A 22,395-nucleotide genomic window follows, 5' to 3' on the forward strand; every position below is an offset into this window, starting at 1 on the left:
AGAGGGGAGTCGGGGCGGTCGCGCTGGGCTTGGCCGGTGTGATGGCGCGGGTGGCAGGGTGGCGGCCCGAGGAATTGTGGGCGGCGACGCCGGCCGATGTCGCGGCGGTGCTGGCGGCGTGGATGCCCGAGGCGGAGAGCGCCGGCGTCGATCGCGGCGCGCTGGCGGCGATGATGGAGCAATGTCCCGATGGATGAGGTCGATGAGATGGTCGTCGCGGTGCGCGCCGATACCGAGGCGTTCCGGCGCGACATTGCCGCGATGCGGAGCGAGTTGGCCGGGCCTTTGGTCTCGGCCGCCGACGATGCGGGGCGCGGGATCGAGCGGGCGCTGATGCGCGCGGTGCTGAGCGGCAAGCTGGGGTTCGAGGATCTGAAGCGCGCCGCGCTGGCGGCGATGAACGACATTGCGCGGTCGGCGATTTCGGGCGGGCTCGGCGCCATCTTTGGCGGCGGCGGGCTGGTGTCGGCGGGGCAGGGGGCGCTGCTCTCGCTGCTGGGGGTGCCGGGGCGCGCGACGGGCGGGCCGGTGAGCGCGGGGCGCGCCTATCGCGTCGGCGAAAACGGACCCGAGCTGTTCGTGCCCACCGCAAGCGGGCGGATCGAGGCAGCGGGCGGCGCGGGCGTGCGCAACATCGCGATCACGGTGAATGTGCAGGGCGGCGGGGCGGCCGAGCCGCAGCGGCTCGCGCAGACCGGCCGGCAGCTGGCGCGTGCGGTGCGGCGCGCGGTGGCGGCGGAGGAGTAGGGGGGCAGCGGCATGATAGAGAGGATGATTTTCGAACGCGGCGCCGTTTCTCCCCTCCCGCTTGCGGGAGGGGTCGGGGGTGGGCCAGCGACGGTGCCATGGCCCACCCCGCTGCGACTAACGGACAAGTCCGCAAGTCTCGCTGCCCCTCCCGCAAGCGGGAGGGGAGGACGTTCGTGATGGGCTGGGCGCTCGTCGCGGCCGAGCCGCATCATCGCAAGGGGTGGATCAAGCGCTTCGATGCGCGCTTCTGGACCGTCGATTTCGCGCGCCCGATGATGGCGAGCGTGGTGACGACGGCGCCGGCGGCGCTGCGCGTCGAGGCGGTGTTTTACAACCGGCAGGACCTCGCGGGGCTGATCTGGGAGGCCGAGGATCGCTGGGACCACCCGCTGCTCGCCTATGAGACGAAGCGCGATTTTCGCGGCACGCGGCTCAGCTTTCGCTGGCGGTCGGGCGGGGTGAAGCCGCTCGACGCGCTGCACGGGCCGACCTTGACGATCGAGGGACGCGATGCCGAAGGGAATGCGCGCGCCTGGTATGTGCGGCTGTGGAATTATGCGTCGGGCACCGCAGAGGACGCGGTCGTCAGCCTCGATTTCGACGCGCTCGATGGCGGCTTCCTGCTGCCCGGCGAGGCCGATCCGGTGTGGGCGGGCGATATCGACCGGATGTTCGTCTCGCTGGTGCCGCCCGATTATGACCTGACCGAAGCCGCACTCGCGGCGCCCGTCGAGGGCTGGGCCGAGATGAGCGCGATCACCTGCACCGGATCGGGATCGGTGCTTGCGATCGGCGATGCGATGCTGCCCGAACATGGGCTGGGGATCGCGAACGGCTATGACGACAGCTATCATCTGACGCCTGCGCGGGTGGTGCGGCAAATGGTCGCGCTCGGCTATCGCGGCGACGTCGTCCATTATGTCGGGATGAGCCATTATATGCGGCTGGAGGCGGCGGGCGGCGGCTTTGCGGTCAGCGCCGATGGCGGGGCGCTCAATGCGTCGACGGCGGCGTGGCACGCCGCCTTTGCCGCCGCGTGCCGCGATGCGGGGCTGGGGATCATCTGGTCGCTGTCCTATGAATTGTTCGACGCTTATTGCCCCGAGGCGTGGAAGCAGCGCGATGCAGCCGGGGCGCCGGCGCTGACCGGATGGGTGCCGCCGTCGACCCTGCTGTCGCCCGCGAACGGTGCGGCGATGGGATATTTGCAAGCGGTCGCGCGCGCCTTTGTCGGGATTGCCGCCGCGGCGGGGCTCGACGTCAAATTCCAGGTCGGCGAGCCGTGGTGGTGGGTCAATCCGGGCGGGCGGATCTGCGCCTATGATGCGGCGGCGACCGCCGCGCTGGGGAGCGCGAGCGTCGCGATTGCCGATGTGCGCGGGGCGCTCGATGCGGGGCAGGCGGCGATGCTCGACGCGCTCGGCGGGCTGCTCGCGGCATCGACCGCGGCGCTGGTCGATGCGGCGCGCGACGAAGCGGGGGCGGCCGGGCTGACGAGCCATTTGCTCGTCTTTCTGCCGACGGTGCTCGACCCCTATGCGCCCGAGCTGCGGCGCGCCAATGTGCCGGCCGGCTGGGCGGCGCCGGCGTTCGATGTGCTGCAGCTCGAGGATTATGACTGGGTGACGGCGGGGCGCGGGGCGGAGACCGCCGGCGCGCGCGACGCGATGATCCAGCGGCTCGGCTATCCGGCCGGGCAGCAGCATTATTTCGCAGGCTTCGTGCTCAATGGCGAGGATCGGGCGCTGTGGGCGCCGATCGCCGCCGCGGCCGAGGCGGCGCGGCGGGCGGGGGTGGCGCGCGCCTTCGTCTGGGCGCTGCCGCAGGTCGCGCGCGACGGCTTTGTGGCGTTCGATGGCGAGGAAGAGGAGGGCGAGGTGCAGGCTTATGATGCGGTGGATTTCCCGCTGGCGATCGGGCGCGAGGCGCTGGCGGTCACCGAATTTTCGACCCAGATCGTCAGCTCGCCGTCGGGGCACGAACAGCGCGCGAGCGAATGGGCTGAGGCGCGGATGCGCTATGACGCGGGGCCGGGAATCCGGTCCGAAGCCGATGTGCGGATGTTGATCGACTTTTTTCGCGCGCGGCGCGGGGCGGCGCGGGCGTTCCGTTTTCGCGATCCGTTCGACCAGAGTTCGGCGGCGGACGACGGACTGCCGACCGCGAGCGACCAGCGGCTCGGCTATGGCGACGGTAGCCGGCGGCAGTTCGCGCTCGTCAAACATTATGGCGATGGCGACGCGGTGCAGGAGCGTGCGATCCGCCTGCCGGTCGAGGGCAGCGTGCGCGTGTCGGTCGACGGGGTCGAGACGGCGGCGTTCGCGATGACCGCCGACGGCGAGGTGCTGTTCGATGCGGCGCCGGCCGCAGGGGCGGTGGTGCGCGCGGGGTTCCTGTTCGACGTGCCGGTGCGCTTTGCCGAGGACCGGCTCGAGGTGAGCCGCGCGACCTTCCTTGCGGGCGAGCTCGCGAGCGTGCCGCTGGTCGAGGTCCGTGCGCCATGGTGATGGGGGCCGCGCCCGACTGGCTGCGCGAAGAACTGGTGACGCTCGCCTGGTGCTGGCGGCTGTCGCGGCGCGACGGGGTGGTGATCGGGCTGACCTCGCACGACCGCGACCTGATTGTGGACGGGATCGCCTATCGCGCGGCGCCGGGGATGAAGCCCTCGGCACTCGAGACGAGCGATGCGCTCGACGTCGAGACGCTCGACCTCGAAGGTGCGATCGCGAGCGATGCGATCGCGGCGCGCGACCTCGACGCGGGGCGCTGGGACGGCGCCGCGCTGACCTTGTTCGTGACCGACTGGAGCGCGCCCGAAACGGCGCCGGTGACGGTCGCGCGCGGGGTGCTCGGCGCGGTCGAGCGGCGCGGGGCGGCGTTTACCGCCGAGTTGCAGGGGGTGACGCGCGCGCTCGACCGGCCGGTGTGCCCGGCGACCTCGCCGTCGTGCCGCGCGACGCTCGGCGACCGGGCGTGCCGGGTCGACCTGGCGCCGCGCACGCACTGGCGGCGCGTCGTCGCGGTCGACGGGCGCGCGGTGACGCTCGACGGCGCGGCGCCGGCGGGGACGATGGCGTTCGGCGAGCTTTTGTGGATCGAAGGGCCGGCGTGCGGGCTCGCGAGCCCGGTGATCGGCGAGGCGGGTGCGGTGCTGACGCTCGCCGAGATGCCGCCCTTCGATGTCGGCGCGCCGGTGCGGGTGCGGTTGACCGAAGGGTGCGACAGGCAGCTTGCGACGTGCCGCGACCGGTTCGGCAATGCAGCGAATTTTCGCGGCGAGGCGCATCTGCCGGGGAATGATTTGCTGACGCGCTATCCCGGTGGATGACGCCGGCGCGCGCGCCTTTGCCGCGGCGCGGACGATGGTCGGGGTGCGGTTCCGGCGGCAGGGGTGCGAGGCGGCGACGGGACTCGATTGCGTCGGGCTCGTGTGGGCGGCCTATGCCGCCGCCGGGCGGCGGCTCGTGCGGCCGGTGGGTTATCCGCTGCGCGGGTGGTCGCGGGCGCGGGTCGAGGCGGCGTTGGTCGCGGCGGGGTTCCATCCGATCGCGGATGCGCGGGTGGGGGACGCGGCCTTGTTCGCGCTGCCGGCGGGGCAATTTCATCTGGGGCTGATCGGTGAGCGGAGTTTCGTTCATGCCCATGCCGGGTTGCGGCGGGTGGTCGAGACGCCGCTCGGCGGGGCACCGGGCGCGATGGCGCGGTGGCGGCTTGGGGAAGGCCCACCCCGCTGCGACTAAGCGAGCAAGCTCGCAAGTCTCGCTGCCCATCCCGCAAGCGGGAGGGGTGCATGGGATAATCGGGAGCATTTTGATGGCGACTTTGGTGCTGACGGTGGTCGGCGGGATCGTGGGCGGGCCGGTCGGGGCGGCGCTGGGCGCGGCGATCGGGCGGCAGGCTGATGCGGCGATCTTTGCGCCGAAGGGGCGCGAGGGGCCGCGGCTCGCCGACCTGAAGGTGCAGGCATCGACCTATGGCCAACAGATCCCGCAGCTGTTCGGGACGATGCGCGTCGCCGGCAGCGTGATCTGGGCGACCGACCTGATCGAACGGCGGGCGAAGAGCGGCGGCGGCAAGGGGCGGCCGTCGGTGACCGAATATAGCTATGCGGTGTCGATGGCGGTCGCGCTGTCGTCGCGGCGGGTGCGCGCGATCCGGCGGATATGGGCCGACGGCAATCTGCTGCGCGGCGCGAGCGGGACGTTCAAGGAACGCTGCACCTTTCGCTGGTACGACGGGAGCGAGGATCAGGCGGTCGACCCGCTGATCGCCTCGGCGGTCGGCAGCGGGTCGGCGAGCGCGTTCCGCGGGACCGCTTATGCGCTATTCGAGGAGCTGGACCTTGCGAGCTTCGGCAATCGCATCCCCTCGCTGACTTTCGAGGTCGAGGCCGATGCGGGAGACATCGACGCGGGGCTGATCGGCGACACGCTGCTCGGCGAGGCGGGGCGGTGCGCCGGACAATGGCCGCTTTCGGGCTATGCGGCGTCGGGCGACCGCGCGCGCGACGCGCTCGCGCCGCTGTTCGAGGTCGATGCGGCACGGCTGGTGAGCCGAAGCGACGGGTGGCAGATCGCACCGGCATCGCTTGCGGGCGACATGGTGGCGCTCGCCGATTTTCGCGAGGCGCGCGGCGGCGAAGCGGCGAGCGACCGGGTCGAGCAGCGCCGCGCCCCGCTCTCGGCGCTTCCCGGCCTGATTCGCCTGCGCCATTATGAACCCGGACGCGACTATCAGCTGGGACAGCAAAGCCATGCGGTCGCGGGAGGCGGCGCGCGGGAGGAGCGGATCGACCTGCCCGCGGCGCTTCCCGCAGCGGCTGCGCGCGGCCTGGCGCGGCGGCTCGCAGCGGCCGCGGCCGACGGGCGCGAAACTTGCGTGTGGCAGGCCGACCTCGCCGCGATGGCGCTGCCGGTCGGCGGACGAATCGCGCTGGCCGACGCGAGCGTGTGGCGCCTCGCCCGGCGGACGGTGAAGGCCAGCGGCGTGACGATCGAGCTGCTGCGGCATCAGCCGCTCGCCGACGCCGGCGTTCCGGCCGACCCTGGGGTGCCCGTGAGCGCGCCCGACTGGCCCGACGCGACCGGCGTCGTGCGGCTGTTCGATCTGCCGTCGATCGGCGCTTCCGCCGCCACGGCCGCGCGGATCGCCGTCGCGGGTGCGGGAAGCAACGACGGCTGGCGCGGCGCCGACTGCTGGTTCGTGCCGGCGGCGGAGGCCGAGCCGGTCGCGCTCGGTTCGCTGCGGCCGGCGGCGGCGATGGGGGTGCTCGCGGCTGCGCTCGCGCCGGGGAGCCCCGATCTGGTCGACGAAGCCCATGTTGTCATCGTCGAACTCGATAATGCGTCGATGGCGTTCGAGTCGGTGAGCCATGCCCAGCTTTTGGGCGGCGCCAATCGCGCGATGATCGGCGGCGAACTGATCCAGTTCCAGCTCGCCGAGCCGCTGTCGCCGACGCTTTGGCGGCTCTCGCGCCTGCTTCGCGGCCGCGCGGGCACCGCTTGCGACAGCGAACATGCGGCCGGCGCGCCTTTCCTGAGCCTCGACGATGCCGGCGCTCTGATGCTGCCGGAGGATCTCGCGGGCTGGGCGGCGAGCGCCGCCGCGCGGGTGCAATGGGCCGAGCGCAACGATGTGGCGCTCACCGAGCTTGCCGTTCCGTCAGGCGGGCAGGCGGTGCGGCCGCTGTCGCCGGTCCATCCGCGCGTGTCGGGCGACGGCGAAGGCGGTCTGATCGTCGAGTGGACGCGCCGCAGCCGCCTCGACACGGGCTGGCGCGACGAGGTCGACCTGCCGCTGGGCGAGAGCCGCGAACGCTATCGCGTCGCGCTCGACCCCGCGGTCCCGGGGCTCGGTCCGTGGGAGACCGACCGGCCGCTGCTGCACCTCGATGCGGCGATGGCGGCGGGCCTTGCCGGCGGCGCCGCGATGGAAATCCGGCAAGTCGGCGACCTCGCCCTCTCCGACCCTCTCACCGTCGCGCTGGGCTAGGCTCGAGGCAATAGAATATCAGAAAGGCCGATCATGACCGATTCCCCGATTACCGCGCGCTTTTCACTGCCATTGCTCGCCGTCGCGCAGGCGCAGAAGGAGGTGACGCACAATGAAGCGCTGACCCTGCTCGATGCTCTGGTCGTGCCGACGGTGGAGGCGGGGCCGCAAAACGATCCGCCGGAAACGCCGCTGGCCGGGCAGGTCTGGCTGGTCGGCGCCGCGCCGACGGGCGCCTGGGCCGGCGAGCCCGGAACGCTGGCGCTGTGGACGGCGGGTGGCTGGCGGTTCGTCGCGCCGCGCGCGGGAATGCGCGTCACGCGCCTCGACGACGGGCTATGCCTTTGTTTCGACGGCGCGACGTGGTCGGCACCTCCCGCGATCGCCGCGCCGGCCGGAGGGGCGGTTGTCGATACTGAGGCGAGAGCGGTTATCGGCGCCCTGATTTCCTGTCTTTCGGCGCATGGTCTTCTGATCGTGGGCTGATTTTTCCTTTTTTTAACGACGATAGTGCGACTTTTCGGCAACAGATTGGCGATTTGTCATCTTGCGTGGAACCAAAGCGACGAGTAGAACGTCTGACGAGACGTAAATCTCAATTGAAAGGGGAATCTACTATGAGGAAGCTAGCCGTCGCGGTGGCATTGGCCTCTACTGCCCTTGCGTCGTCGCCAGCAATGGCGCGCGACAACTCCTGGTATGTGGGAGTTGGTGGCGGTGTGATGCTCGTCGAGGACATGGATCTCGACATTGGCACCATTGATAATGCGGGTACGCTCGATCACGGTACTGGCTATGATTTCGAAGGCACCGTCGGTTACGATTTCGGCACGTTCCGTGCGGAAGTCGAAGTCGGCTATCGTGAAGCGGATATCCAGAGCGGCCGTTTCAGCGCTCCCGGCATTCCGCAATCGGCTTCGGGTTCGGGGACGCCGTTCGTCGGCACCACCGACCTGAACGGTGACAGCAATGCTCTGAGCTTCATGGTCAACGGCATGTTCGACTTCGGCGACGACGACGGCCTGCAGGGCTTCGTCGGCGGCGGTGCGGGTGTCGCCCGCGTCTCGGTCGAGCCGGTTTTCGCCGGTCCGTTCCTCGACGATTCGGATACGGGTTTCGCCTGGCAGGCGATTGCGGGCATTCGTGCGCCGCTGACCCGCAACTGGGATGCCGGCATCAAGTATCGCTTCTTCAATGCAAGCGGTCTTGACCTGGTTGATCAGGCCGGTCGCGACGTTTCGACGCGCTTCCGTTCGCACTCGATTCTCGGCACGCTGACCTATAACTTCGGTGGGGCTGAACCGCCGCCGCCGCCGGCTCCGCCGCCGCCTCCCCCGCCGCCGCCGCCGCCTCCCCCGCCGCCGCCGCCGCCTCCGCCGGTATGCTCGCCGGGACCGTATATCGTCTACTTCGACTGGGATCAGTCGGCGATTACGCCCGAAGCGGCTTCGACGCTGGACAATGCGATCAGCGCCTACAACCAGGGCTGCAGCGGTCAGCAGGTCATGCTCGCCGGTCACGCCGACCGTTCGGGTTCGGCCAAGTACAACGTCGGTCTGTCGCAGCGTCGCGCCGATGCCGTGAAGGCCTATATGACGGCTCGCGGCGTTGCCGACAGCTCGATCATGACCGAGGCGTTCGGCGAAACCCGTCCGGCCGTTGCGACCGCCGACGGTGTCCGCAACGACCAGAACCGTCGCGTGGAAATCACTTACGGTCCGGGTTCGGGCATGTAAGACCGGTTTCCAATCCCGACGGGGACTGGATGAAAAGAGGGGGCGGTGCCGAAAGGTGCCGCCCTTTCTTTATGCGTCGATTGTGCCTTGCTGCCGATTGCTGCTTTTTATTTGCGCTTTCTCTATTATGTTATACCATAACAGATGAAGCCGGGGCATATCTCGCAGCGCCGGTTCGCATGCGGCCGGGGTGCCTGCAAAGGGGACGGGTCGGCCGCCCGAGAGGGAGAGACACGATGCGCCGACGCCGCAGCATTTTTCGGACCGACCCAAATGCCGACCCGATGATCAACACGACGCCGCTGATCGATGTGATGCTCGTCATGCTGGTGATGTTCATCATCACGGTTCCGCCGCCCACGCACAGCGTCGATGTAACGCTACCGTCCGACGCCGCGCTGCCTGTCGATATTCGCGATCGGAACCGTATCACGATCGACGCGGCCGACATCATCCGCTGGAACGGCGAAGCGGTCGATCTCGCCGAACTGGGGCTGCTGGTGAAGCGGGCGTCGGAGCGCGCCGAGCCGGCAACGCTGATGCTCGAGCCCGAGGCGCGGGCGCGTTACCTGCGCGTCGACGCAGCGATCGGCGCGATCCGGCGCAACGGCGGAACGCGGATCGCTTTCCCGGGGATTGCGCAATATCGCGAGCTGATCTGACGTCCGGCCGCCCAGTCGCTCAAGCGACGGGCGCGGTGCCGGGGCGAAGATACGCCATCATATAGCTGACATAGTCGGGCTTGCCGAGCGGCACCCCCATGTGGCGCATCACGGCATAGGCCGCGACGAGATGGAAATAAAATTGCGGCTGCGCCCAGTCGCGCACGTAAGTGACGGCGGTCATGTCGAACGCCATGCCATTGGGTAAAGTGAAATCGACCGGGCGATCGGGGTCGCGGTCGATCGCGCCGGCATCGACGGTATCGAGCCAGCCGAGCGTCTCTGCGATCTGCGCCTGAAATCCGGCAAAATCCTCAGCATCCTCGCTGATCTGCGGGGCACCCGGCGCGCCGAGGCGCGTCGCGCCCTGAAGCGCCTGCGCGCAGGTGAAATGCACCTGTGACGCGAGCGGGAACATGTCGGGCGCGAGCCGCGCGGCGACGAACTGGAGCTCGCCGACATTGTTGTCGGCACCCCAGGCGAGCGCCTTGTCGAGTTGGCCCGACAGAGCGGTGAGGCCGTTGACATAGGCGGGAATGGTCATCGCATAGAGCATGGGGTCGATCCCTCTTTCGTGAAAAATGTCAGGCAGGTGCCAGATTGTCCTGGAATTGCAGGCGTGCGAGGCGGGCGTAGAGGCCATCGGCGGCGACGAGATCGTCGTGGCGGCCCTCCTCGACGATGCGGCCTTCGTCCATGACGATGATGCGGTCGGCGGCGCGGACGGTCGCGAGGCGGTGCGCGATGACGATCGTCGTGCGGTCGTGCATCAGCGCCTCGAGCGCGTCCTGGACGAGCCGTTCGGACTCGGCGTCGAGCGCCGAGGTTGCTTCGTCGAGCAGGAGCAGCGGGGCGCGGCGCAGCAGCGCGCGGGCGATCGCGACGCGCTGGCGCTGGCCGCCCGACAGCCGCGCGCCGCCCTCGCCCATGAAGGTGTCGAGGCCTTGCGGCAGCTTGCGCAAAAACTCCTCGGCATTGGCGGCACGCGCGGCTTCCCACAACTCCTCGTCGCTCGCCAGCCAATTGCCGTAGCGCAGATTGTCGCGCGCCGAGGCGGCGAAGATCACCGTCTCCTGCGGCACCATCGCGATGCGCGCGCGGATGTCGGCGGGATCGGCCTCGGTCAGCGCGACGCCGTCGAGGCGGATCTCGCCCGCCTGCGGATCGTAGAAGCGTTCGGCGAGCTGGAAGAGGGTCGATTTACCGGCGCCCGAGGGGCCGACGATCGCCACGGTCTCGCGCGGGCGGATGGCGAGCGAAAAATCGTGCAAGGCTGCGGTGTCGGGGCGGGTCGGATAGCGGAACTCGACGGCCGCGAATTCGAGCGTCCCGGTGGCGGGCTGAGGCAGCGGCCGGGGATGGGCAGGCGGCGCGATCGCGGGTTCGGCGTGGAGCAGCTCGCTCAAGCGCTCGGCGGCGCCCGCGGCGCGGAGGAGGTCGCCATAGACTTCGGTGAGCGCGCCGAACGCGCCCGCGACGAGCCCGCCGGTGAGGACGAAGGCGGCGATGGTGCCGCCGGTGATCGTCCCCGCCGCGACGCCCGCCGCGCCGTACCAGAGCAGGGTGGTGATCGCGCCGAAGAGCAGGCCGATCACCGTCGCGGTGATGATCGCGCGCAGGCGGATGCGGCGCTTGGCCGTCGCGAAATTGGCCTCGACCGCGGTGGTGAAGCGGTCGGCTTCGCGCGCTTCCTGCCCGAAAGCCTGAACGATCTTCATGGCGCCCAATTGCTCGGCGGTGGTCGCGCCGATGTCGGCGACACGGTCCTGGCTGGTGCGCGAAACCGACTGGAGGCGCCGGCCGAGCAGCACGATCGGCAGGATGATCACCGGAATGCCGACCAACATGCCGGCCGTCAGCGCGGGCGACAGGGTGAAGAGATAGACGATGCCGCCGATGCCCATCACGAGGTTGCGCAGCGCGACCGAGACGGTGGTGCCGACGACCTGTTCGATGATCGCGGTGTCCGACGTCATGCGCGAGGCGATTTCCGACGGCCGGTTTTCCTCGAAGAAGCCGGGGGCGAGGCGCAGCAGGTTGCGCTGGACCGCCTGGCGGATGTCGGCGACGGTGCGCTCGCCGAGCCAGCTCACGAAATAGAAGCGCAGCGCGGTCGCGAGCGCGAGCAGGACGACGATGACATAGAAGAGGCGGAAATGCGGGGCGACGTCGCCGCCGCCGGCGACGAAACCGCTGTCGATCATCGCCTTGAACTGCCAGGGGATGGCGAGGGTTGCGAGCGCGGCGACCCCCAGCGCGATCGCCGCGACGATCAGTTGCAGCGGATAGCGGCTCGCATAGCGCCAGATCATGCGAAGGCTGCCGAGCTTGCGGCGGCGCGGTTCCTGGGGCTGGGTCGGGGCGGATTGGTGGGGTGAAGTCGCCATCGCGCTTGGCCCTAGCAGCCGCGGGTGCGGCGCTCAACGCCCGAGAATGGCGTCCTGCTTCACGGGGCTTGAAGCGGAGCAAAATGATGCGTTGCACAATGGCGCCGATGGCCTAACATGGCGGGCCCGAGGCGCCGTCAGAGCACCCGGATGGACGCAAGGACATTTCGATACATGCTTTATCACGCCTTTGACATGCAGAAGAGCTGGCTCGCCGGCGCGAGCGCGCTCGCAACCGCGGGTGCGCAGGTCATGCAGCATCCCGCCAACCCGCTCGGCTATTTCAGCGGCAGTCCGATGTTCGCCTCGGCGCTCGAGGTCTTCGCGCACGCCTCCGCGCCGCGTGGCAAGCCGGGCTTCGACCTCTATGAAACCGAAGTCGATGGCGAGACGGTGCGGGTGACCGAAAAGATCGAGGCGCGCAAACCCTTTGGCCAGTTGAAGCATTTCAGGCACGAGGGCGCGAAGGACGCGCCGAAGCTGTTGATCGTCGCGCCGATGTCGGGCCATTATGCGACCCTGCTTCGCGGCACGGTCGAGCGGATGCTGCCGCGCCACGACGTGTGGATCACCGACTGGCGCGATGCCCGCAACGTCCCGCTCGAAGCGGGCAAGTTCGATCTCGACGATTATATCGACTATCTGATCGGCTGGCTCGAACATATCGGGCCGGGCGCGCATGTGCTCGCGGTGTGCCAGCCGTCGGTTCCCTGCTATGCCGCCGCGGCGGTCATGGCGGCCGAGAAGCATAAGTGCCGGCCGCGCACGCTGACGATGATGGGCGGGCCGATCGACACGCGCAAGGCGCCGACCGCGGTCAACCAGCACGCGACGACGCGGCCCTATGCCTGGTTCCAGGAAAATGTCATCGCGACGGTGCCGGCCTGGTATCCGGGCGCGGGGCGCCGCGTCTATCCGGGCTTCCTGCAGCTCGCCGGCTTCATGTCGATGAACCTCGGCAACCACATGATGAGCCATTGGGAGATGTTCAAGCATCTGGTCGAGGGCGACGGCGAGAGCGCCGACAAGACCAAGGATTTCTACGACGAATATCGCGCGGTCTGCGACATGACCGCCGAATTCTATCTGCAGACCGTCGATGCGGTGTTCCAGCGCCACCTGTTGCCCAGGGGCGAATTCGAGCATCGCGGCAAGATCGTCGATCCGAACGCGATCGAGGACATCGGCCTGCTCGCGATCGAGGGCGAGCGCGACGATATTTCGGGGATCGGCCAGACCAAGGCGGCGCTGACGCTGGCCAAGGCGCTGCCGGCCGGGAAGAAGCGCTATCTGATGGCGAGGGGCGTCGGCCATTACGGCATCTTCAACGGCCGTAAGTGGCGCGAGGAGATCGCGCCGGTGGTCGAGGAGTGGATCCGCGCCAACGGCGGGTAGAACCGCCGGCGATCGGGACGCCTTGACGCGATCCGGTGCGCAGCGCATTCTCGTGCGATGGCGCGCGTATATGCCACTTTCGCCGATTTCTGGCCCTTTTACCTGCGCGAGCACAGCAAGCCCTGGACGCGGGCGCTGCATTATGTCGGGACGAGCCTAGTCGTCCTGATCGCGCTGGCGGCGCTGCTGAGCGGGCGCTGGTGGGCGCTCGCGGCGCTGCCGGTGGCGGGCTATGCCTTTGCCTGGGTGGCGCATTTCGGGATCGAAAAGAACCGCCCGGCGACCTTCACCTATCCGCTGTGGAGCCTCGCCGCCGATTTCAGAATGTGGGCGCTGTGGCTGACCGGGCGGCTCGGCCGCGAACTCGACAGGGCCGGCGTCGCCCGCTGAGCCGGCGCTCGCGGCGGGATTTCGATCAGAGTGAGCGAAAGCCTGCGCTGGCGCTTATTGCGAGTCATTCCTAATTTCTTCGCCTGTTCTGGATGGAGACGGGCTGATGCCGCGCGATTTGACCAAGACCTTCACCTATCTGTCGTTGCACCTGACGATCGGGTTCAGCGTCGCCTATGCGATGACCGGATCGGCGCATGTTGCCGGCGGAATCGCGCTGGTCGAGCCCTGTATCAATGCCGTCGCCTTCTTCTTTCATGAAAGGGCGTGGAAGCGTGCCGGTGTGCAGCATACTCGACCGGCGTTCGCCTGATACGGAACTCCGCTCGCGGCGGTGCCGTTATGCAGAATCGAAGGAGAAAGCGAATGACCGTGAACAGCGCAACCGCCCGTTACGAAGGGCTCGGCAAGGACGGCAAAGGGCATATCTGGACGAAGCGCGGCGCGCTCGACGGCGAGCCCTATGGTTTTGCTTCGCGTTTCGAGGATGGCCCCGGCACCAATCCCGAAGAACTGATCGCGGCGGCGCACGCCGCCTGCTTCACCATGGCGCTGTCTTTCGCGCTCGCGGCGGCGGGGCATAGCGACGGTCAGCTCGATACCAGGGCGGAGGTGACGCTCGACAAGGATGGCGACGGCTTTTCGGTGACCCGGTCGGCGCTGACCCTGACCGCGAAAGTGCCGGCTATCGACGGCGGCGAATTTGCCGGCATCGCCGCCAATGCCAAGGCGAACTGCCCGATTTCGAAGCTGCTGAACTGCGAGATCACCCTCGAATACACGCTCGAAAGCTAGGTATTGATCCCTTCACCCGCGGTCGAGCAGATCGTCGGTGACTTCGAGCAGCAGCAGCGGTTCGTCGGCGGCTTCGGCGATGGCATCGACGAAGGCGGCGCGCGTCGCCGGCTCGTCATAGGCCATTTTGGCGTCGAAGGCGGCCTGCCATGTCGCGCGGTCGGGCCATTCGGCGATGCCGACGAAACGCGTGCCGCCGCCGGGCATATCCTCGCGATGCAGGCGCGAGCCGAGCGAGCCGTATTTTTCGCGGATCAATTCGGTCCCGCGGCGCCACGCCGCGCGAAATTGCTCTTCCTTGCCCGGTTTCACCTTCCACCAATAGGCCGCGACGAACATGGTTTCGCTCAGCTTTCTTCCTGCCCGAGCTGGCAATTGCCGTCGCGCCATTCCTCCTTGCCGGCGGCGAGGAACCAGTGCGCGCGGCCGCTGTCGACCGCTTCGTCATAATAGCAGGCGTCGGTGGCGCCGCTCGCGGGGTCGACCAGCACCGCCCATTGGTGCGGGCCGCAATTATGCGCCTCGCACGCCCATGCCATGACCTTTCCTTCATATATTTCGATCGGTGCCGAGGGGCCGGCGCGCGTTGCGATCGTCTCGCGGATCTTGGGGTCGGTGACGGTCGCGGCGAGCCCCGCCTTGACCGCCGGATGGTCGCTCCATGCGACGCCGTTCACCTCGTCGAACGGATATTTGCCGACATAGGCGGAAAGGCCGGTGTCTTCGGCGCCTTTCGCGGGAGCCGTCGCGTCGGCCGACGGAGCGGGCGACGTCGCGGCGGCGCCGTCGGCGGCGCTCTTGTCTGCGCTCTGGCCGCAGGCGCCGAGCGACAGCATGGCGCCGAGCAGCAGCGTGTGAGGGGCGAAATTGTTGGTCATGGCAACTCCCTTCGTGCGGCATATGCCACGAACGGCCGCCGCATTTGAAGCCGTTTCGGGGATGGACCGGTCCCCGCCGGATTTTCCGCTTGATCTAAACCGCGGTTGAGCTTGCATCAAAGGGCCGACGATTCGCGACCCGGAGACATGTCGATGCTGTACCGCCCTTTTTCCTCCGTTTCCGACAGGCTGAATACACGGCTTGCCACGTCCGGCGATAATCTGTTGCGGCGCTATTTCGATCGGATCGGCTATGCCGGCCCCGCCGAACCGACGCCCGGCGTGCTGCGCGCATTGCAGGCCGCGCATATCGCGGCGATCCCGTTCGAGGCGATCGACGCGCTCGTCGAGGGCAATGTCGACATCGGCGCCGATGCGGTCGCGGCGAAGCTGATCGACCAGCGGCGCGGCGGCTATTGCTTCGAACAGAATGGGCTGTTCCTGCGCGTGCTGCGCGCCATCGGCTTCGATGCCGAAGGGCTGCTCGGCCGCGTGCGCTGGATGCAGCCCGCCGGGGCGCCGCCGACGCCGCGCAGCCATATGGTGATCCGCGTGCGGCTGGGCGGCCGGCCGTGGCTTGTCGACGTCGGCTTCGGGTCGGCGGTGCCGCCGGCGCCGCTCGCGATGGACGTCGAGGCCGCGCAGCCGACCGTGCACGAAGCCTATCGCATCGCACGGCACGGCGGCCAATGGTCGGTGCGGACCCGGATCGACGGCGAATGGATGCCGGTCTATGTCATCGACGACGCGGTGCCGCCGGCGATAGATTATGAGGTCGCCAACTGGTACACCGCGACGCATCCGGCCTCGCATTTCCGCCACCAGCTGATCGCCGCGCGCACGACCGCGGAGGCGCGCTATGCGCTGCGCGACAACCGGCTGACGATCCGCCGCGCCGACGGGACGAGCGAGCGGCATTATCTGACCGCCGACGCGATCGAGCGCGCGCTCGCCGAGCATTTCCATCTGGCTATCCGGCCACACTGGCGCACCGCGATCGAGCGCGCGGCAGCGGCGGAGATCGACGCCTAATCCTTGACGACGAAGGTGATCTTGAGCGTGCAGCGCCATTCGACGATGTCGCCCTTGGCGACGCGCGCCTTGATATCCTTGACCCAGACCGCTTCGATCCCGTCGATGGTTTTCGACGCGCGCTGGACGCCCTGCCGCACGGCGTCTTCGATTCCCACGGTCGAAGCGGCGATGATTTCGGTGACCTTGGCAACGGACATGAAAAGCCTCCCTTGGGCCGGGCCGGCAAGGAAGGACGCCGCCGCCGCCCGGCGGGGCGGTGCGTCCTTTCGGACATAACGGGCCAGCGGCCGAAAGGTTCACCGGCGCGCCCCGCGGCGGCGGCGGCTTGACTCGCGGCACCCTTAGGGTCCTAATGTCTTCGCAAAAGAGACGAAGGAGAGGGTGCCATGAACATTGCCGCCGGGCAGGCCAGTTTCACACGATTGCAAGTGGCGCCGCTGACGCCGCACATCGGCGCCGAGATTGCAGGCATCGACCTGCGCGAAGAACAGGATGATCGGGCGATCGCCGAAATCCGCGCCGCGCTGCTCCGGCACAAGGTGATCTTCTTTCGCGATCAGGACATCACGCCCGCGCAGCATATCGCCTTTGCGCGCCGCTTCGGCCGCCTCGAGATCCACCCCGCGACGCCGAAGGACCAGCCCGACCCCGAAGTGCTCCACATCGCGCACGGCCCCGATTCGAAGGGGCAGGAAAATGCATGGCATTCCGACGTCACCTGGCGCACAGAGCCGTCGCTCGGCTCGATCCTGCGCGCGGTCGAGGTGCCCCCGGTCGGCGGCGACACCTTGTTCGCCGACATGGGCGCCGCGTTCCGCAGCCTGTCGCCGGCGATGCAGCAATTCTGCCGCGGCCTGACCGCGTCGCACGACATCGCCCGCGTCTTTGCGAGGCGGCTCGGCAAGCGGCCCGAAGAGCTGCACGACCAATATCCGCCGCAATCGCACCCCGTGGTGCGCACCCACCCCGAAACCGGCGAGCAGGCGCTTTATGTCAACACCGCCTTCACCAGCCATATCGAAGGGCTGTCGGAGAAGGAGAGCGACTGGCTGCTCCAGCATCTCTATGCGCAGGCCGCGGTGCCCGAGTTCCAGTGCCGCTTTCGCTGGGAAGCCAATTCGATCGCCTTCTGGGACAATCGCGCGGTGCAGCATTATGCCGCGTCGGACTATTTCCCCGCGGTGCGCCGCATGGAGCGCGTGACGATCGCGGGCGACCGGCCTTTCTACAAGGACGAGCGCTGACTCGAAACCACTCCGATGCATCGGGCGATCAGCATTCGCCGCTCAGCCTGCGGAGCAGCGCTTGCCAATGCTCGCCGAGACGGCGCTGGAACAGCATCAGTTCGAAGCCGTGGCGCGCGGCATGGCGCTGCGGGATGGTGTCCCAGCCGCGATGTTCGACCGTGACGCGCGTTTCGTCGCCGATCGCCTCGAAGCGCACCTCGACCTCGGTCGCCTGATCCTCGGCGAAGCTCGGCAGGCGCCAGCCGAAGGCGAGGCGTTCGCCGGGGCGCCAGTCCGCTACCCTGCCGATCTCCCACTCCTCGCCATCGTCGAAGCGCGTGACGAGGCGCCCGTCCGGCCCCGCGGGATCGAAGCGCAGCGTGCCGTCACCCTTGGGCGAGAGCGGAAAGAGCGGGTGGCTCGTCCACCAGCGGCCGATGCCCTCGGTAAAGGCGGCAAAGGCGGCGGCGGGCGTCGCGCCGACGCGCAGCGCGACGATGACAGCGGCGCCGCTCATTCGCTCGCCGCCTCGACGTGACGTTTGAAGGCGGCAAGCTGGTGCGTCCAGCGTTCTTCGGTCGCGGCGAGCCACGCCTTGAGCTCGTCGGTCGCGCCGTGTTTGAGCCGATAGATGCGCACGCGGGCGTCGAAATCGGGGTGCCCGTCCTCGACGAGCCCGCCGGCCTTCAGCGCGCGCAAATGGCGGCTCATCGCGGGCGGCGCGAGGCCGAGGTCGCGCGCGAGCTCGCCCGCGCTGCGCGGCCGCTCGCCGAGCAGCTCGACCGCGCGCCGCCGCGCGGGGTCGGCGAGCGCGGCGAGCGTGCGGTCCAGGCCCGTGCTCAATCGTCGAGCCGCGTCTTGGTGGTGAAGCCACCCTCGGCGTCCCATTCGGCGGCGGTCTTCGCCTCGACCGTGACGCCGAAGGTCCAGATATGCCCTTCGGGGTCCTTGGCGCGATAGGTGCGGTCGCCATAGAATTGCGTTTCGGGCTCGGCGATGATCGCGGCGCCCGCGCCGCGCGCGCGGTCGCAATGCGCGTCGATATCTTCGCCCGCGCCGAGCTGGACGTGGACGCTCTGCGTGTTCTTGCCGCCGATCGACGCCGGGCTCCGGTGATCGTCCGACCATTCGTTGCCGACCATCACCACCGACTGGCCATAGCCCATCTCGCTGTGCGCAAGATTGCCGTCCTCGTCGAGCAGCACGAACAGCGGCTCGAAGCCGAACGCCTCCTCGAGCCAGCGATACGCCGCCTTGCTGTCCCGATAGCTGACCGCGCTAGCGAGCCCTTTCGGGCGGTGGGATTCGGCCATGATGCTTCTCCTCCGACTCGGAATGATGATCCTATTCTATAATATTTGCGGAAAAATGAAAGTATATAGGCGCGCCGGCAACGAAGCGGGCGTTGCGATGGGGATTGGCGGAGAAGGAAGGCCTGGCGTCAGTCGGCGGCGCCGACCGCCGCCGCTCCGGCGGCGTTGTCGGCGGCGGCGAGTTCGGTCTCGTTATCGAGCAGGGTCATGCTGACCCGCGCGAGCCCCGCGCGGTCCATGCCGATCTCGCGTGCCGCGGCGTGGCTGACGTCGATCACGCGGCCGCGGCTGAACGGGCCGCGATCGTTGATGCGGACGACGACGCTCTGGCCGTTGGCGAGGTTGGTGACGCGCACGCGGCTGCCGAAGGCAAGCGTGCGGTGCGCGGCGGTGAGGTCGTCGGGGTCGAACCGCTCGCCGCTGGCGGTGCGGTTGCCGGCGAGTTCGTCGCCGTAATAGCTCGCGGTTCCGCTGCCGAGATCGGTGGCGCCATCGGCGATCTCATCCTGCGCAACGGCCGGAATGGCGAGCAGCAACGGCAACATCATGGCGGTCAAGCGATGCATGGCGACCTCCCCCTTTTCAGGTGGGGCGCTCAAAGCAGCGTCGGCGGTCCGCTGCAAGCAAAGCGCGTCCGGCCGCACCGAATCTGCGCCTAGCGGTGGAATCCCGAGCGGCGCAAATCGGCGCTCAACGCAAATTAAACGTCCAGATTTGCGACGCTTAGCGCATTGGTCTGGATGAAATCGCGCCGCGGCTCGACCTCGTCGCCCATCAGCCGCTCGAAAATCTCGTGCGCGACGTCGGCCTGTTCGGCCTCGACGCGCAGCAGCGAGCGGTTGGCGGGGTCCAGCGTGGTCTCCCACAATTGCTCGGCATTCATCTCGCCCAGCCCCTTGTAGCGGCTGATCGACAGGCCCTTGCGGCTGAAGGCGAAGATCGCGTCGAGCAGTTCGGACGGCCGCGTCACCGGGCTCGCCTTCGCGCTGCTCGATGCGATGGCTTCGCCATCCTCTTCCTCTGCATCGGCTCCGGTCGTGGCGGCGGCGGTGCCCTTCACCAGCCGCGCCGGGCTCGCATAGGTTTCGGCCTGCTCGCTCGCGAGCGTGTGGAGGCGGCGCGCCTCCTGGCTCGCGAGGAAGGCGGCGTCGACGACATGATGGTCGCTGACCCCGCGCCAGCGGCGTTCGAGCGTGTAGCCGCCGCCCTCGACCGCCTCGACGGTCCACAGCGCTTCGGCGCCGCCGGTGAGCGCGCGTTCGGCGGCATTGAGCCATTGCGCGGCGGTTTCGGCGGCGCTGTGCCGCCCCGCGGTATCGAGTGCCGGATCGAGCGCCCCCGCGAGCGCGAGCGCTTCGACCAGCCCGTGGTCGAGGGTGCGCGGGACATAGCGCATCAGCGCGCGCAGCCGCCGGCCGTGCTCGATCAGCGTGCGCAGATCGTTGCCCGACCGCGCGCCGCCCGCGCTTTCGAGCAGCAGCGCGTCGATGCCCGCATCGACGAGATAATTTTCGAGCGCGGTGTCGTCCTTCAGATAGACTTCGCTGCGCCCCTTCGCGACCTTGTAGAGCGGCGGCTGGGCGATGTAGAGATGGCCGTTCTCGATGATCTCGGGCATCTGGCGATAGAAGAAGGTCAGCAGGAGCGTGCGGATATGCGCGCCGTCGACGTCGGCGTCGGTCATGATCACGATCTTGTGATAGCGCAGCTTTTCGATGTTGAATTCGTCGCGAATGCCGGTGCCGAGCGCCTGGATCAGCGTGCCGACTTCCTTCGAAGAAATGATGCGGTCAAAGCGCGCGCGCTCGACGTTCAAAATCTTGCCCTTGAGCGGCAGGATCGCCTGCACATGCCGGTCGCGGCCCTGCTTCGCCGATCCGCCTGCCGAATCGCCCTCGACCAGAAAGAGTTCGCACTTCGACGGGTCGCGTTCCTGGCAGTCGGCGAGCTTGCCGGGGAGCGAGGCGATGTCCATCGCGCCCTTGCGCCGCGTGAGCTCGCGCGCCTTGCGCGCCGCCTCGCGCGCCGCGGCGGCGTCGACGATCTTCTGGATCACGGCCTTCGCATAGGCGGGATTTTCCTCGAGCCATTCGGTCATCCGGTCGGCCATCAGGCTTTCGAGCGGCTGGCGGACCTCGCTGCTGACGAGCTTGTCCTTGGTCTGCGACGAGAATTTGGGATCGGGCAGCTTGACCGAGACAATCGCGGTCAGCCCTTCGCGCATGTCGTCGCCGGTCAGGCTGACCTTCTCCTTCTTGAGGGCGCCCGACTTTTCGCCATAGCTGTTGATCGTGCGGGTCAACGCGGCGCGGAAGGCCGCGAGGTGGGTGCCGCCGTCGCGCTGCGGGATGTTGTTCGTGAAGCAGAGGACATTTTCATAATAGCTGTCGTTCCACTCGAGCGCGACGTCGATGCCGATGCCGTCGCGCTCGCTGCTGATCGCGATCGGCTCGGGCAGCAGGGCATTTTTGTTGCGGTCGAGCCATTTGACGAAGGCCGCGATGCCGCCCTCGTAGAACAGGTCGTGGGTGACGTGCTCGGCGTGGCGCGCATCGACCAGCTTGATGCGCACCCCTGAGTTCAGGAAGGCAAGCTCGCGATAGCGATGCTCGAGCTTGTCGAAATCGAACTCGGTGACATTCTTGAACGTGTCGGTCGAGGCGGAGAAGGTGACGCGCGTGCCCTTCTTGCCTGCGGGCGCGGGGCCGCGAATCTCGAGCGGGGCGACCGCGTCGCCATGCTCGAAGCGCATCCAATGTTCCTTGCCGTCGCGCCAGATCGTCAGCTCGAGCCATTCGGACAGCGCGTTGACGACGCTGACGCCGACGCCGTGGAGGCCGCCCGACACCTTGTAGGCATTGTCGTCGCTGGTATTCTCGAACTTCCCGCCCGCGTGGAGCTGGGTCATGATGACCTCGGCCGCCGACACGCCCTCTTCGGCGTGGATATCGGTCGGGATACCGCGGCCATTGTCCTCGACGCTGACCGACCCGTCGCTGTTCAATGTGATCAGCACCAGGTCGCAATGCCCCGCAAGCGCCTCGTCGATCGCATTGTCCGAAACCTCGAACACCATATGATGCAGCCCCGACCCGTCGTCGGTGTCGCCGATATACATGCCGGGGCGCTTGCGCACCGCGTCGAGGCCCTTGAGGACCTTGATCGAATCGGCGCCATAGGCGCTCATATTGGGCTGCTTTGCGCCGGATTCGGGCGCCGGGGTTTCAGGGGTGTCCGTCATGCCGATCATATAGGGTCGAAGGGGGCAAAACCCAAGCGAAAATGCGCCTCTCCGCACCGTGCGACGGGGCGTTGCGCGCGCGCGCCGCGGCGGCTAGTTTCGAACGCATGACGATGCTTTCCGCCCTTCGCCCCGGTCCTGCCGTTCTTGCCTTCTGCGCGCTCGCGCTCGCCGGCTGTTCGCAGCCCGCACCGCCGCCCGACAATGCGAAGCTCGCGGGCGGCGAGCCGATCGCGACGCGCGCGGTGATGGTCGGCACCGAAGGCCCGACGCTTCCTGCCTGTTCGAGCATCAGCCGCGTCAAGGACGGCGGCACCGACGTCTATTGGGCGCCCGGCGAAACGCGCGTCGTCAAGGCGCGGCTCGCGGGGGGCACGCCGGTGTCGCTGTGCGAAGCGGCGGACAATGATCGCTGGTTCGGCATCGTCTTTGCGGCGCCCGGCACCGACAAGGACATGTGCGGCGTCGGCCGCTCGGTGCCGAACGCCCGCGAATATCAGGGCCCGTGCCGCTGGGGCTGGATCCGCGGCGGAACGGTGCGGCTGGGGGCTTGAGCCGATCGCCTCTGGAGAGATGGACGGCGGCTAACGACCGGT

At 68.4% G+C, this 22,395-nt stretch carries 26 protein-coding genes; 16 read left to right on the top strand and 10 right to left on the bottom strand.

What is annotated here, in order from left to right; translation table 11 throughout:
* Positions 1-41 precede the first annotated feature (41 nt).
* The 9 genes from CHB69_RS13895 to CHB69_RS13935 all read left to right on the top strand — a co-directional run bounded on the left by CHB69_RS13895 (position 42) and on the right by CHB69_RS13935 (position 9,139).
* Positions 42-197 (top strand): phage tail assembly chaperone, encoded by a 156-nt coding sequence (locus tag CHB69_RS13895; protein WP_089216617.1) that lies wholly within the window; start codon positions 42-44, stop codon positions 195-197.
* The gene (locus CHB69_RS13900) at positions 190-747 is read left to right on the top strand and encodes a tail tape measure protein (RefSeq protein WP_089216618.1); all 558 of its coding nucleotides are present in this window, start codon (positions 190-192) and stop codon (positions 745-747) included. Before CHB69_RS13895 ends, CHB69_RS13900 begins: the two co-directional genes overlap by 8 nt.
* A gap of 179 nt (positions 748-926) precedes the next feature.
* Complete coding sequence (locus CHB69_RS13905) at positions 927-3,257, top strand: DUF2460 domain-containing protein (RefSeq protein WP_089216619.1); 2,331 nt, start codon at positions 927-929, stop codon at positions 3,255-3,257.
* On the top strand, positions 3,251-4,078 hold the full coding sequence (locus CHB69_RS13910; protein WP_089216620.1) for a DUF2163 domain-containing protein: 828 nt from the start codon (positions 3,251-3,253) through the stop codon (positions 4,076-4,078). Before CHB69_RS13905 ends, CHB69_RS13910 begins: the two co-directional genes overlap by 7 nt.
* Positions 4,071-4,490 carry an NlpC/P60 family protein gene (locus tag CHB69_RS13915; protein WP_245836801.1) on the top strand — a complete coding sequence of 140 codons (420 nt, stop codon included), beginning with the start codon at positions 4,071-4,073 and terminating at the stop codon, positions 4,488-4,490. Before CHB69_RS13910 ends, CHB69_RS13915 begins: the two co-directional genes overlap by 8 nt.
* Before the next feature lie 73 nt (positions 4,491-4,563).
* Positions 4,564-6,741 (top strand): GTA baseplate fiber-binding domain-containing protein, encoded by a 2,178-nt coding sequence (locus tag CHB69_RS13920; protein ID WP_089216621.1) that lies wholly within the window; start codon positions 4,564-4,566, stop codon positions 6,739-6,741.
* 33 nt (positions 6,742-6,774) lie between these two features.
* Entirely contained in the window at positions 6,775-7,227 is a 453-nt protein-coding gene (locus CHB69_RS13925; RefSeq protein ID WP_089216622.1) for a DUF2793 domain-containing protein, read from the top strand.
* Positions 7,228-7,358: 131 nt separating this feature from the next.
* On the top strand, positions 7,359-8,477 hold the full coding sequence (locus tag CHB69_RS13930; protein WP_089216623.1) for an OmpA family protein: 1,119 nt from the start codon (positions 7,359-7,361) through the stop codon (positions 8,475-8,477).
* Between the two features lie 236 nt (positions 8,478-8,713).
* Positions 8,714-9,139 (top strand): ExbD/TolR family protein, encoded by a 426-nt coding sequence (locus CHB69_RS13935; protein ID WP_089216624.1) that lies wholly within the window; start codon positions 8,714-8,716, stop codon positions 9,137-9,139.
* Between the two features lie 19 nt (positions 9,140-9,158).
* Here the strand turns inward: CHB69_RS13935 and CHB69_RS13940 are convergent, their stop codons facing one another.
* Positions 9,159-9,695, bottom strand: a complete 537-nt coding sequence (locus tag CHB69_RS13940) for a DUF1993 domain-containing protein (protein WP_089216625.1) — start codon at positions 9,693-9,695, stop codon at positions 9,159-9,161.
* A gap of 28 nt (positions 9,696-9,723) precedes the next feature.
* Positions 9,724-11,526 carry an ABC transporter transmembrane domain-containing protein gene (locus tag CHB69_RS13945; protein WP_089216626.1) on the bottom strand — a complete coding sequence of 601 codons (1,803 nt, stop codon included), beginning with the start codon at positions 11,524-11,526 and terminating at the stop codon, positions 9,724-9,726.
* A 174-nt stretch (positions 11,527-11,700) separates the two neighbouring features.
* Between CHB69_RS13945 and CHB69_RS13950 the strand changes: the two genes are divergently transcribed.
* The 4 genes from CHB69_RS13950 to CHB69_RS13965 all read left to right on the top strand — a co-directional run bounded on the left by CHB69_RS13950 (position 11,701) and on the right by CHB69_RS13965 (position 14,106).
* Complete coding sequence (locus CHB69_RS13950) at positions 11,701-12,921, top strand: polyhydroxyalkanoate depolymerase (RefSeq protein WP_089216627.1); 1,221 nt, start codon at positions 11,701-11,703, stop codon at positions 12,919-12,921.
* A gap of 57 nt (positions 12,922-12,978) precedes the next feature.
* Complete coding sequence (locus CHB69_RS13955) at positions 12,979-13,311, top strand: Mpo1-like protein (protein WP_089216628.1); 333 nt, start codon at positions 12,979-12,981, stop codon at positions 13,309-13,311.
* 106 nt (positions 13,312-13,417) lie between these two features.
* The gene (locus CHB69_RS13960; protein ID WP_089216629.1) at positions 13,418-13,624 is read left to right on the top strand and encodes a DUF2061 domain-containing protein; all 207 of its coding nucleotides are present in this window, start codon (positions 13,418-13,420) and stop codon (positions 13,622-13,624) included.
* Between the two features lie 53 nt (positions 13,625-13,677).
* Positions 13,678-14,106: an OsmC family protein gene (locus CHB69_RS13965; protein WP_089216630.1), complete on the top strand. Its 429-nt coding sequence runs from the start codon at positions 13,678-13,680 to the stop codon at positions 14,104-14,106.
* A gap of 12 nt (positions 14,107-14,118) precedes the next feature.
* On the opposite strand, the gene CHB69_RS13970 is transcribed toward CHB69_RS13965, so the two are convergent.
* Together CHB69_RS13970 and CHB69_RS13975 are read right to left on the bottom strand one after the other, a co-directional pair.
* A complete protein-coding gene (locus tag CHB69_RS13970; protein WP_089216631.1) occupies positions 14,119-14,445 on the bottom strand; it encodes an antibiotic biosynthesis monooxygenase family protein in 327 nt (108 codons plus the stop codon).
* 8 nt (positions 14,446-14,453) lie between these two features.
* Entirely contained in the window at positions 14,454-14,984 is a 531-nt protein-coding gene (locus tag CHB69_RS13975; protein ID WP_089216632.1) for a hypothetical protein, read from the bottom strand.
* Positions 14,985-15,131: 147 nt separating this feature from the next.
* Here CHB69_RS13975 and CHB69_RS13980 point away from each other — a divergent pair, with 147 nt between their 5' ends.
* On the top strand, positions 15,132-16,016 hold the full coding sequence (locus CHB69_RS13980) for an arylamine N-acetyltransferase family protein (protein WP_245836803.1): 885 nt from the start codon (positions 15,132-15,134) through the stop codon (positions 16,014-16,016).
* Here the strand turns inward: CHB69_RS13980 and CHB69_RS13985 are convergent.
* Positions 16,013-16,216 (bottom strand): dodecin family protein, encoded by a 204-nt coding sequence (locus tag CHB69_RS13985; protein ID WP_089216633.1) that lies wholly within the window; start codon positions 16,214-16,216, stop codon positions 16,013-16,015. The genes CHB69_RS13980 and CHB69_RS13985 overlap by 4 nt on opposite strands.
* A 189-nt stretch (positions 16,217-16,405) precedes the next feature.
* Here CHB69_RS13985 and CHB69_RS13990 point away from each other — a divergent pair, with 189 nt between their 5' ends.
* On the top strand, positions 16,406-17,263 hold the full coding sequence (locus tag CHB69_RS13990; protein ID WP_089216634.1) for a TauD/TfdA dioxygenase family protein: 858 nt from the start codon (positions 16,406-16,408) through the stop codon (positions 17,261-17,263).
* 28 nt (positions 17,264-17,291) lie between these two features.
* Here CHB69_RS13990 and CHB69_RS13995 read toward each other — a convergent pair whose 3' ends face one another.
* The 5 genes from CHB69_RS13995 to gyrB all read right to left on the bottom strand — a co-directional run bounded on the left by CHB69_RS13995 (position 17,292) and on the right by gyrB (position 21,808).
* Positions 17,292-17,762 (bottom strand): SRPBCC domain-containing protein, encoded by a 471-nt coding sequence (locus tag CHB69_RS13995; RefSeq protein WP_089216635.1) that lies wholly within the window; start codon positions 17,760-17,762, stop codon positions 17,292-17,294.
* Entirely contained in the window at positions 17,759-18,088 is a 330-nt protein-coding gene (locus CHB69_RS14000; RefSeq protein ID WP_089216636.1) for an ArsR/SmtB family transcription factor, read from the bottom strand. Before CHB69_RS14000 ends, CHB69_RS13995 begins: the two co-directional genes overlap by 4 nt.
* Positions 18,085-18,558, bottom strand: a complete 474-nt coding sequence (locus tag CHB69_RS14005; protein WP_089216637.1) for a VOC family protein — start codon at positions 18,556-18,558, stop codon at positions 18,085-18,087. Before CHB69_RS14005 ends, CHB69_RS14000 begins: the two co-directional genes overlap by 4 nt.
* A 128-nt stretch (positions 18,559-18,686) precedes the next feature.
* Positions 18,687-19,124 carry a septal ring lytic transglycosylase RlpA family protein gene (locus CHB69_RS14010; protein WP_089216638.1) on the bottom strand — a complete coding sequence of 146 codons (438 nt, stop codon included), beginning with the start codon at positions 19,122-19,124 and terminating at the stop codon, positions 18,687-18,689.
* 134 nt (positions 19,125-19,258) lie between these two features.
* Positions 19,259-21,808, bottom strand: a complete 2,550-nt coding sequence (gene gyrB / locus CHB69_RS14015; RefSeq protein ID WP_089216639.1) for a DNA topoisomerase (ATP-hydrolyzing) subunit B — start codon at positions 21,806-21,808, stop codon at positions 19,259-19,261.
* A 98-nt stretch (positions 21,809-21,906) separates the two neighbouring features.
* On the opposite strand from gyrB, the gene CHB69_RS14020 reads away from it, so the two are divergent.
* Complete coding sequence (locus CHB69_RS14020; RefSeq protein WP_141133991.1) at positions 21,907-22,353, top strand: hypothetical protein; 447 nt, start codon at positions 21,907-21,909, stop codon at positions 22,351-22,353.
* Positions 22,354-22,395 lie beyond the last annotated feature (42 nt).

The organism is Sphingopyxis indica (assembly GCF_900188185.1).
Taxonomy (GTDB): domain Bacteria; phylum Pseudomonadota; class Alphaproteobacteria; order Sphingomonadales; family Sphingomonadaceae; genus Sphingopyxis; species Sphingopyxis indica.

Coding starts and splice junctions, on each gene's coding strand:
- CHB69_RS13895 (WP_089216617.1), top strand. CDS start 42: ATGGCGCGGGTGGCAGGGTGGCGGCCCGAGGAATTGTGGGCGGCGACG.
- CHB69_RS13900 (WP_089216618.1), top strand. CDS start 190: ATGGATGAGGTCGATGAGATGGTCGTCGCGGTGCGCGCCGATACCGAG.
- CHB69_RS13905 (WP_089216619.1), top strand. CDS start 927: ATGGGCTGGGCGCTCGTCGCGGCCGAGCCGCATCATCGCAAGGGGTGG.
- CHB69_RS13910 (WP_089216620.1), top strand. CDS start 3,251: ATGGTGATGGGGGCCGCGCCCGACTGGCTGCGCGAAGAACTGGTGACG.
- CHB69_RS13920 (WP_089216621.1), top strand. CDS start 4,564: ATGGCGACTTTGGTGCTGACGGTGGTCGGCGGGATCGTGGGCGGGCCG.
- CHB69_RS13925 (WP_089216622.1), top strand. CDS start 6,775: ATGACCGATTCCCCGATTACCGCGCGCTTTTCACTGCCATTGCTCGCC.
- CHB69_RS13930 (WP_089216623.1), top strand. CDS start 7,359: ATGAGGAAGCTAGCCGTCGCGGTGGCATTGGCCTCTACTGCCCTTGCG.
- CHB69_RS13935 (WP_089216624.1), top strand. CDS start 8,714: ATGCGCCGACGCCGCAGCATTTTTCGGACCGACCCAAATGCCGACCCG.
- CHB69_RS13940 (WP_089216625.1), bottom strand. CDS start 9,695: ATGCTCTATGCGATGACCATTCCCGCCTATGTCAACGGCCTCACCGCT.
- CHB69_RS13945 (WP_089216626.1), bottom strand. CDS start 11,526: ATGGCGACTTCACCCCACCAATCCGCCCCGACCCAGCCCCAGGAACCG.
- CHB69_RS13950 (WP_089216627.1), top strand. CDS start 11,701: ATGCTTTATCACGCCTTTGACATGCAGAAGAGCTGGCTCGCCGGCGCG.
- CHB69_RS13955 (WP_089216628.1), top strand. CDS start 12,979: ATGGCGCGCGTATATGCCACTTTCGCCGATTTCTGGCCCTTTTACCTG.
- CHB69_RS13960 (WP_089216629.1), top strand. CDS start 13,418: ATGCCGCGCGATTTGACCAAGACCTTCACCTATCTGTCGTTGCACCTG.
- CHB69_RS13965 (WP_089216630.1), top strand. CDS start 13,678: ATGACCGTGAACAGCGCAACCGCCCGTTACGAAGGGCTCGGCAAGGAC.
- CHB69_RS13970 (WP_089216631.1), bottom strand. CDS start 14,445: ATGTTCGTCGCGGCCTATTGGTGGAAGGTGAAACCGGGCAAGGAAGAG.
- CHB69_RS13975 (WP_089216632.1), bottom strand. CDS start 14,984: ATGACCAACAATTTCGCCCCTCACACGCTGCTGCTCGGCGCCATGCTG.
- CHB69_RS13980 (WP_245836803.1), top strand. CDS start 15,132: ATGTCGATGCTGTACCGCCCTTTTTCCTCCGTTTCCGACAGGCTGAAT.
- CHB69_RS13985 (WP_089216633.1), bottom strand. CDS start 16,216: ATGTCCGTTGCCAAGGTCACCGAAATCATCGCCGCTTCGACCGTGGGA.
- CHB69_RS13990 (WP_089216634.1), top strand. CDS start 16,406: ATGAACATTGCCGCCGGGCAGGCCAGTTTCACACGATTGCAAGTGGCG.
- CHB69_RS13995 (WP_089216635.1), bottom strand. CDS start 17,762: ATGAGCGGCGCCGCTGTCATCGTCGCGCTGCGCGTCGGCGCGACGCCC.
- CHB69_RS14005 (WP_089216637.1), bottom strand. CDS start 18,558: ATGGCCGAATCCCACCGCCCGAAAGGGCTCGCTAGCGCGGTCAGCTAT.
- CHB69_RS14010 (WP_089216638.1), bottom strand. CDS start 19,124: ATGCATCGCTTGACCGCCATGATGTTGCCGTTGCTGCTCGCCATTCCG.
- gyrB (WP_089216639.1), bottom strand. CDS start 21,808: ATGATCGGCATGACGGACACCCCTGAAACCCCGGCGCCCGAATCCGGC.
- CHB69_RS14020 (WP_141133991.1), top strand. CDS start 21,907: ATGACGATGCTTTCCGCCCTTCGCCCCGGTCCTGCCGTTCTTGCCTTC.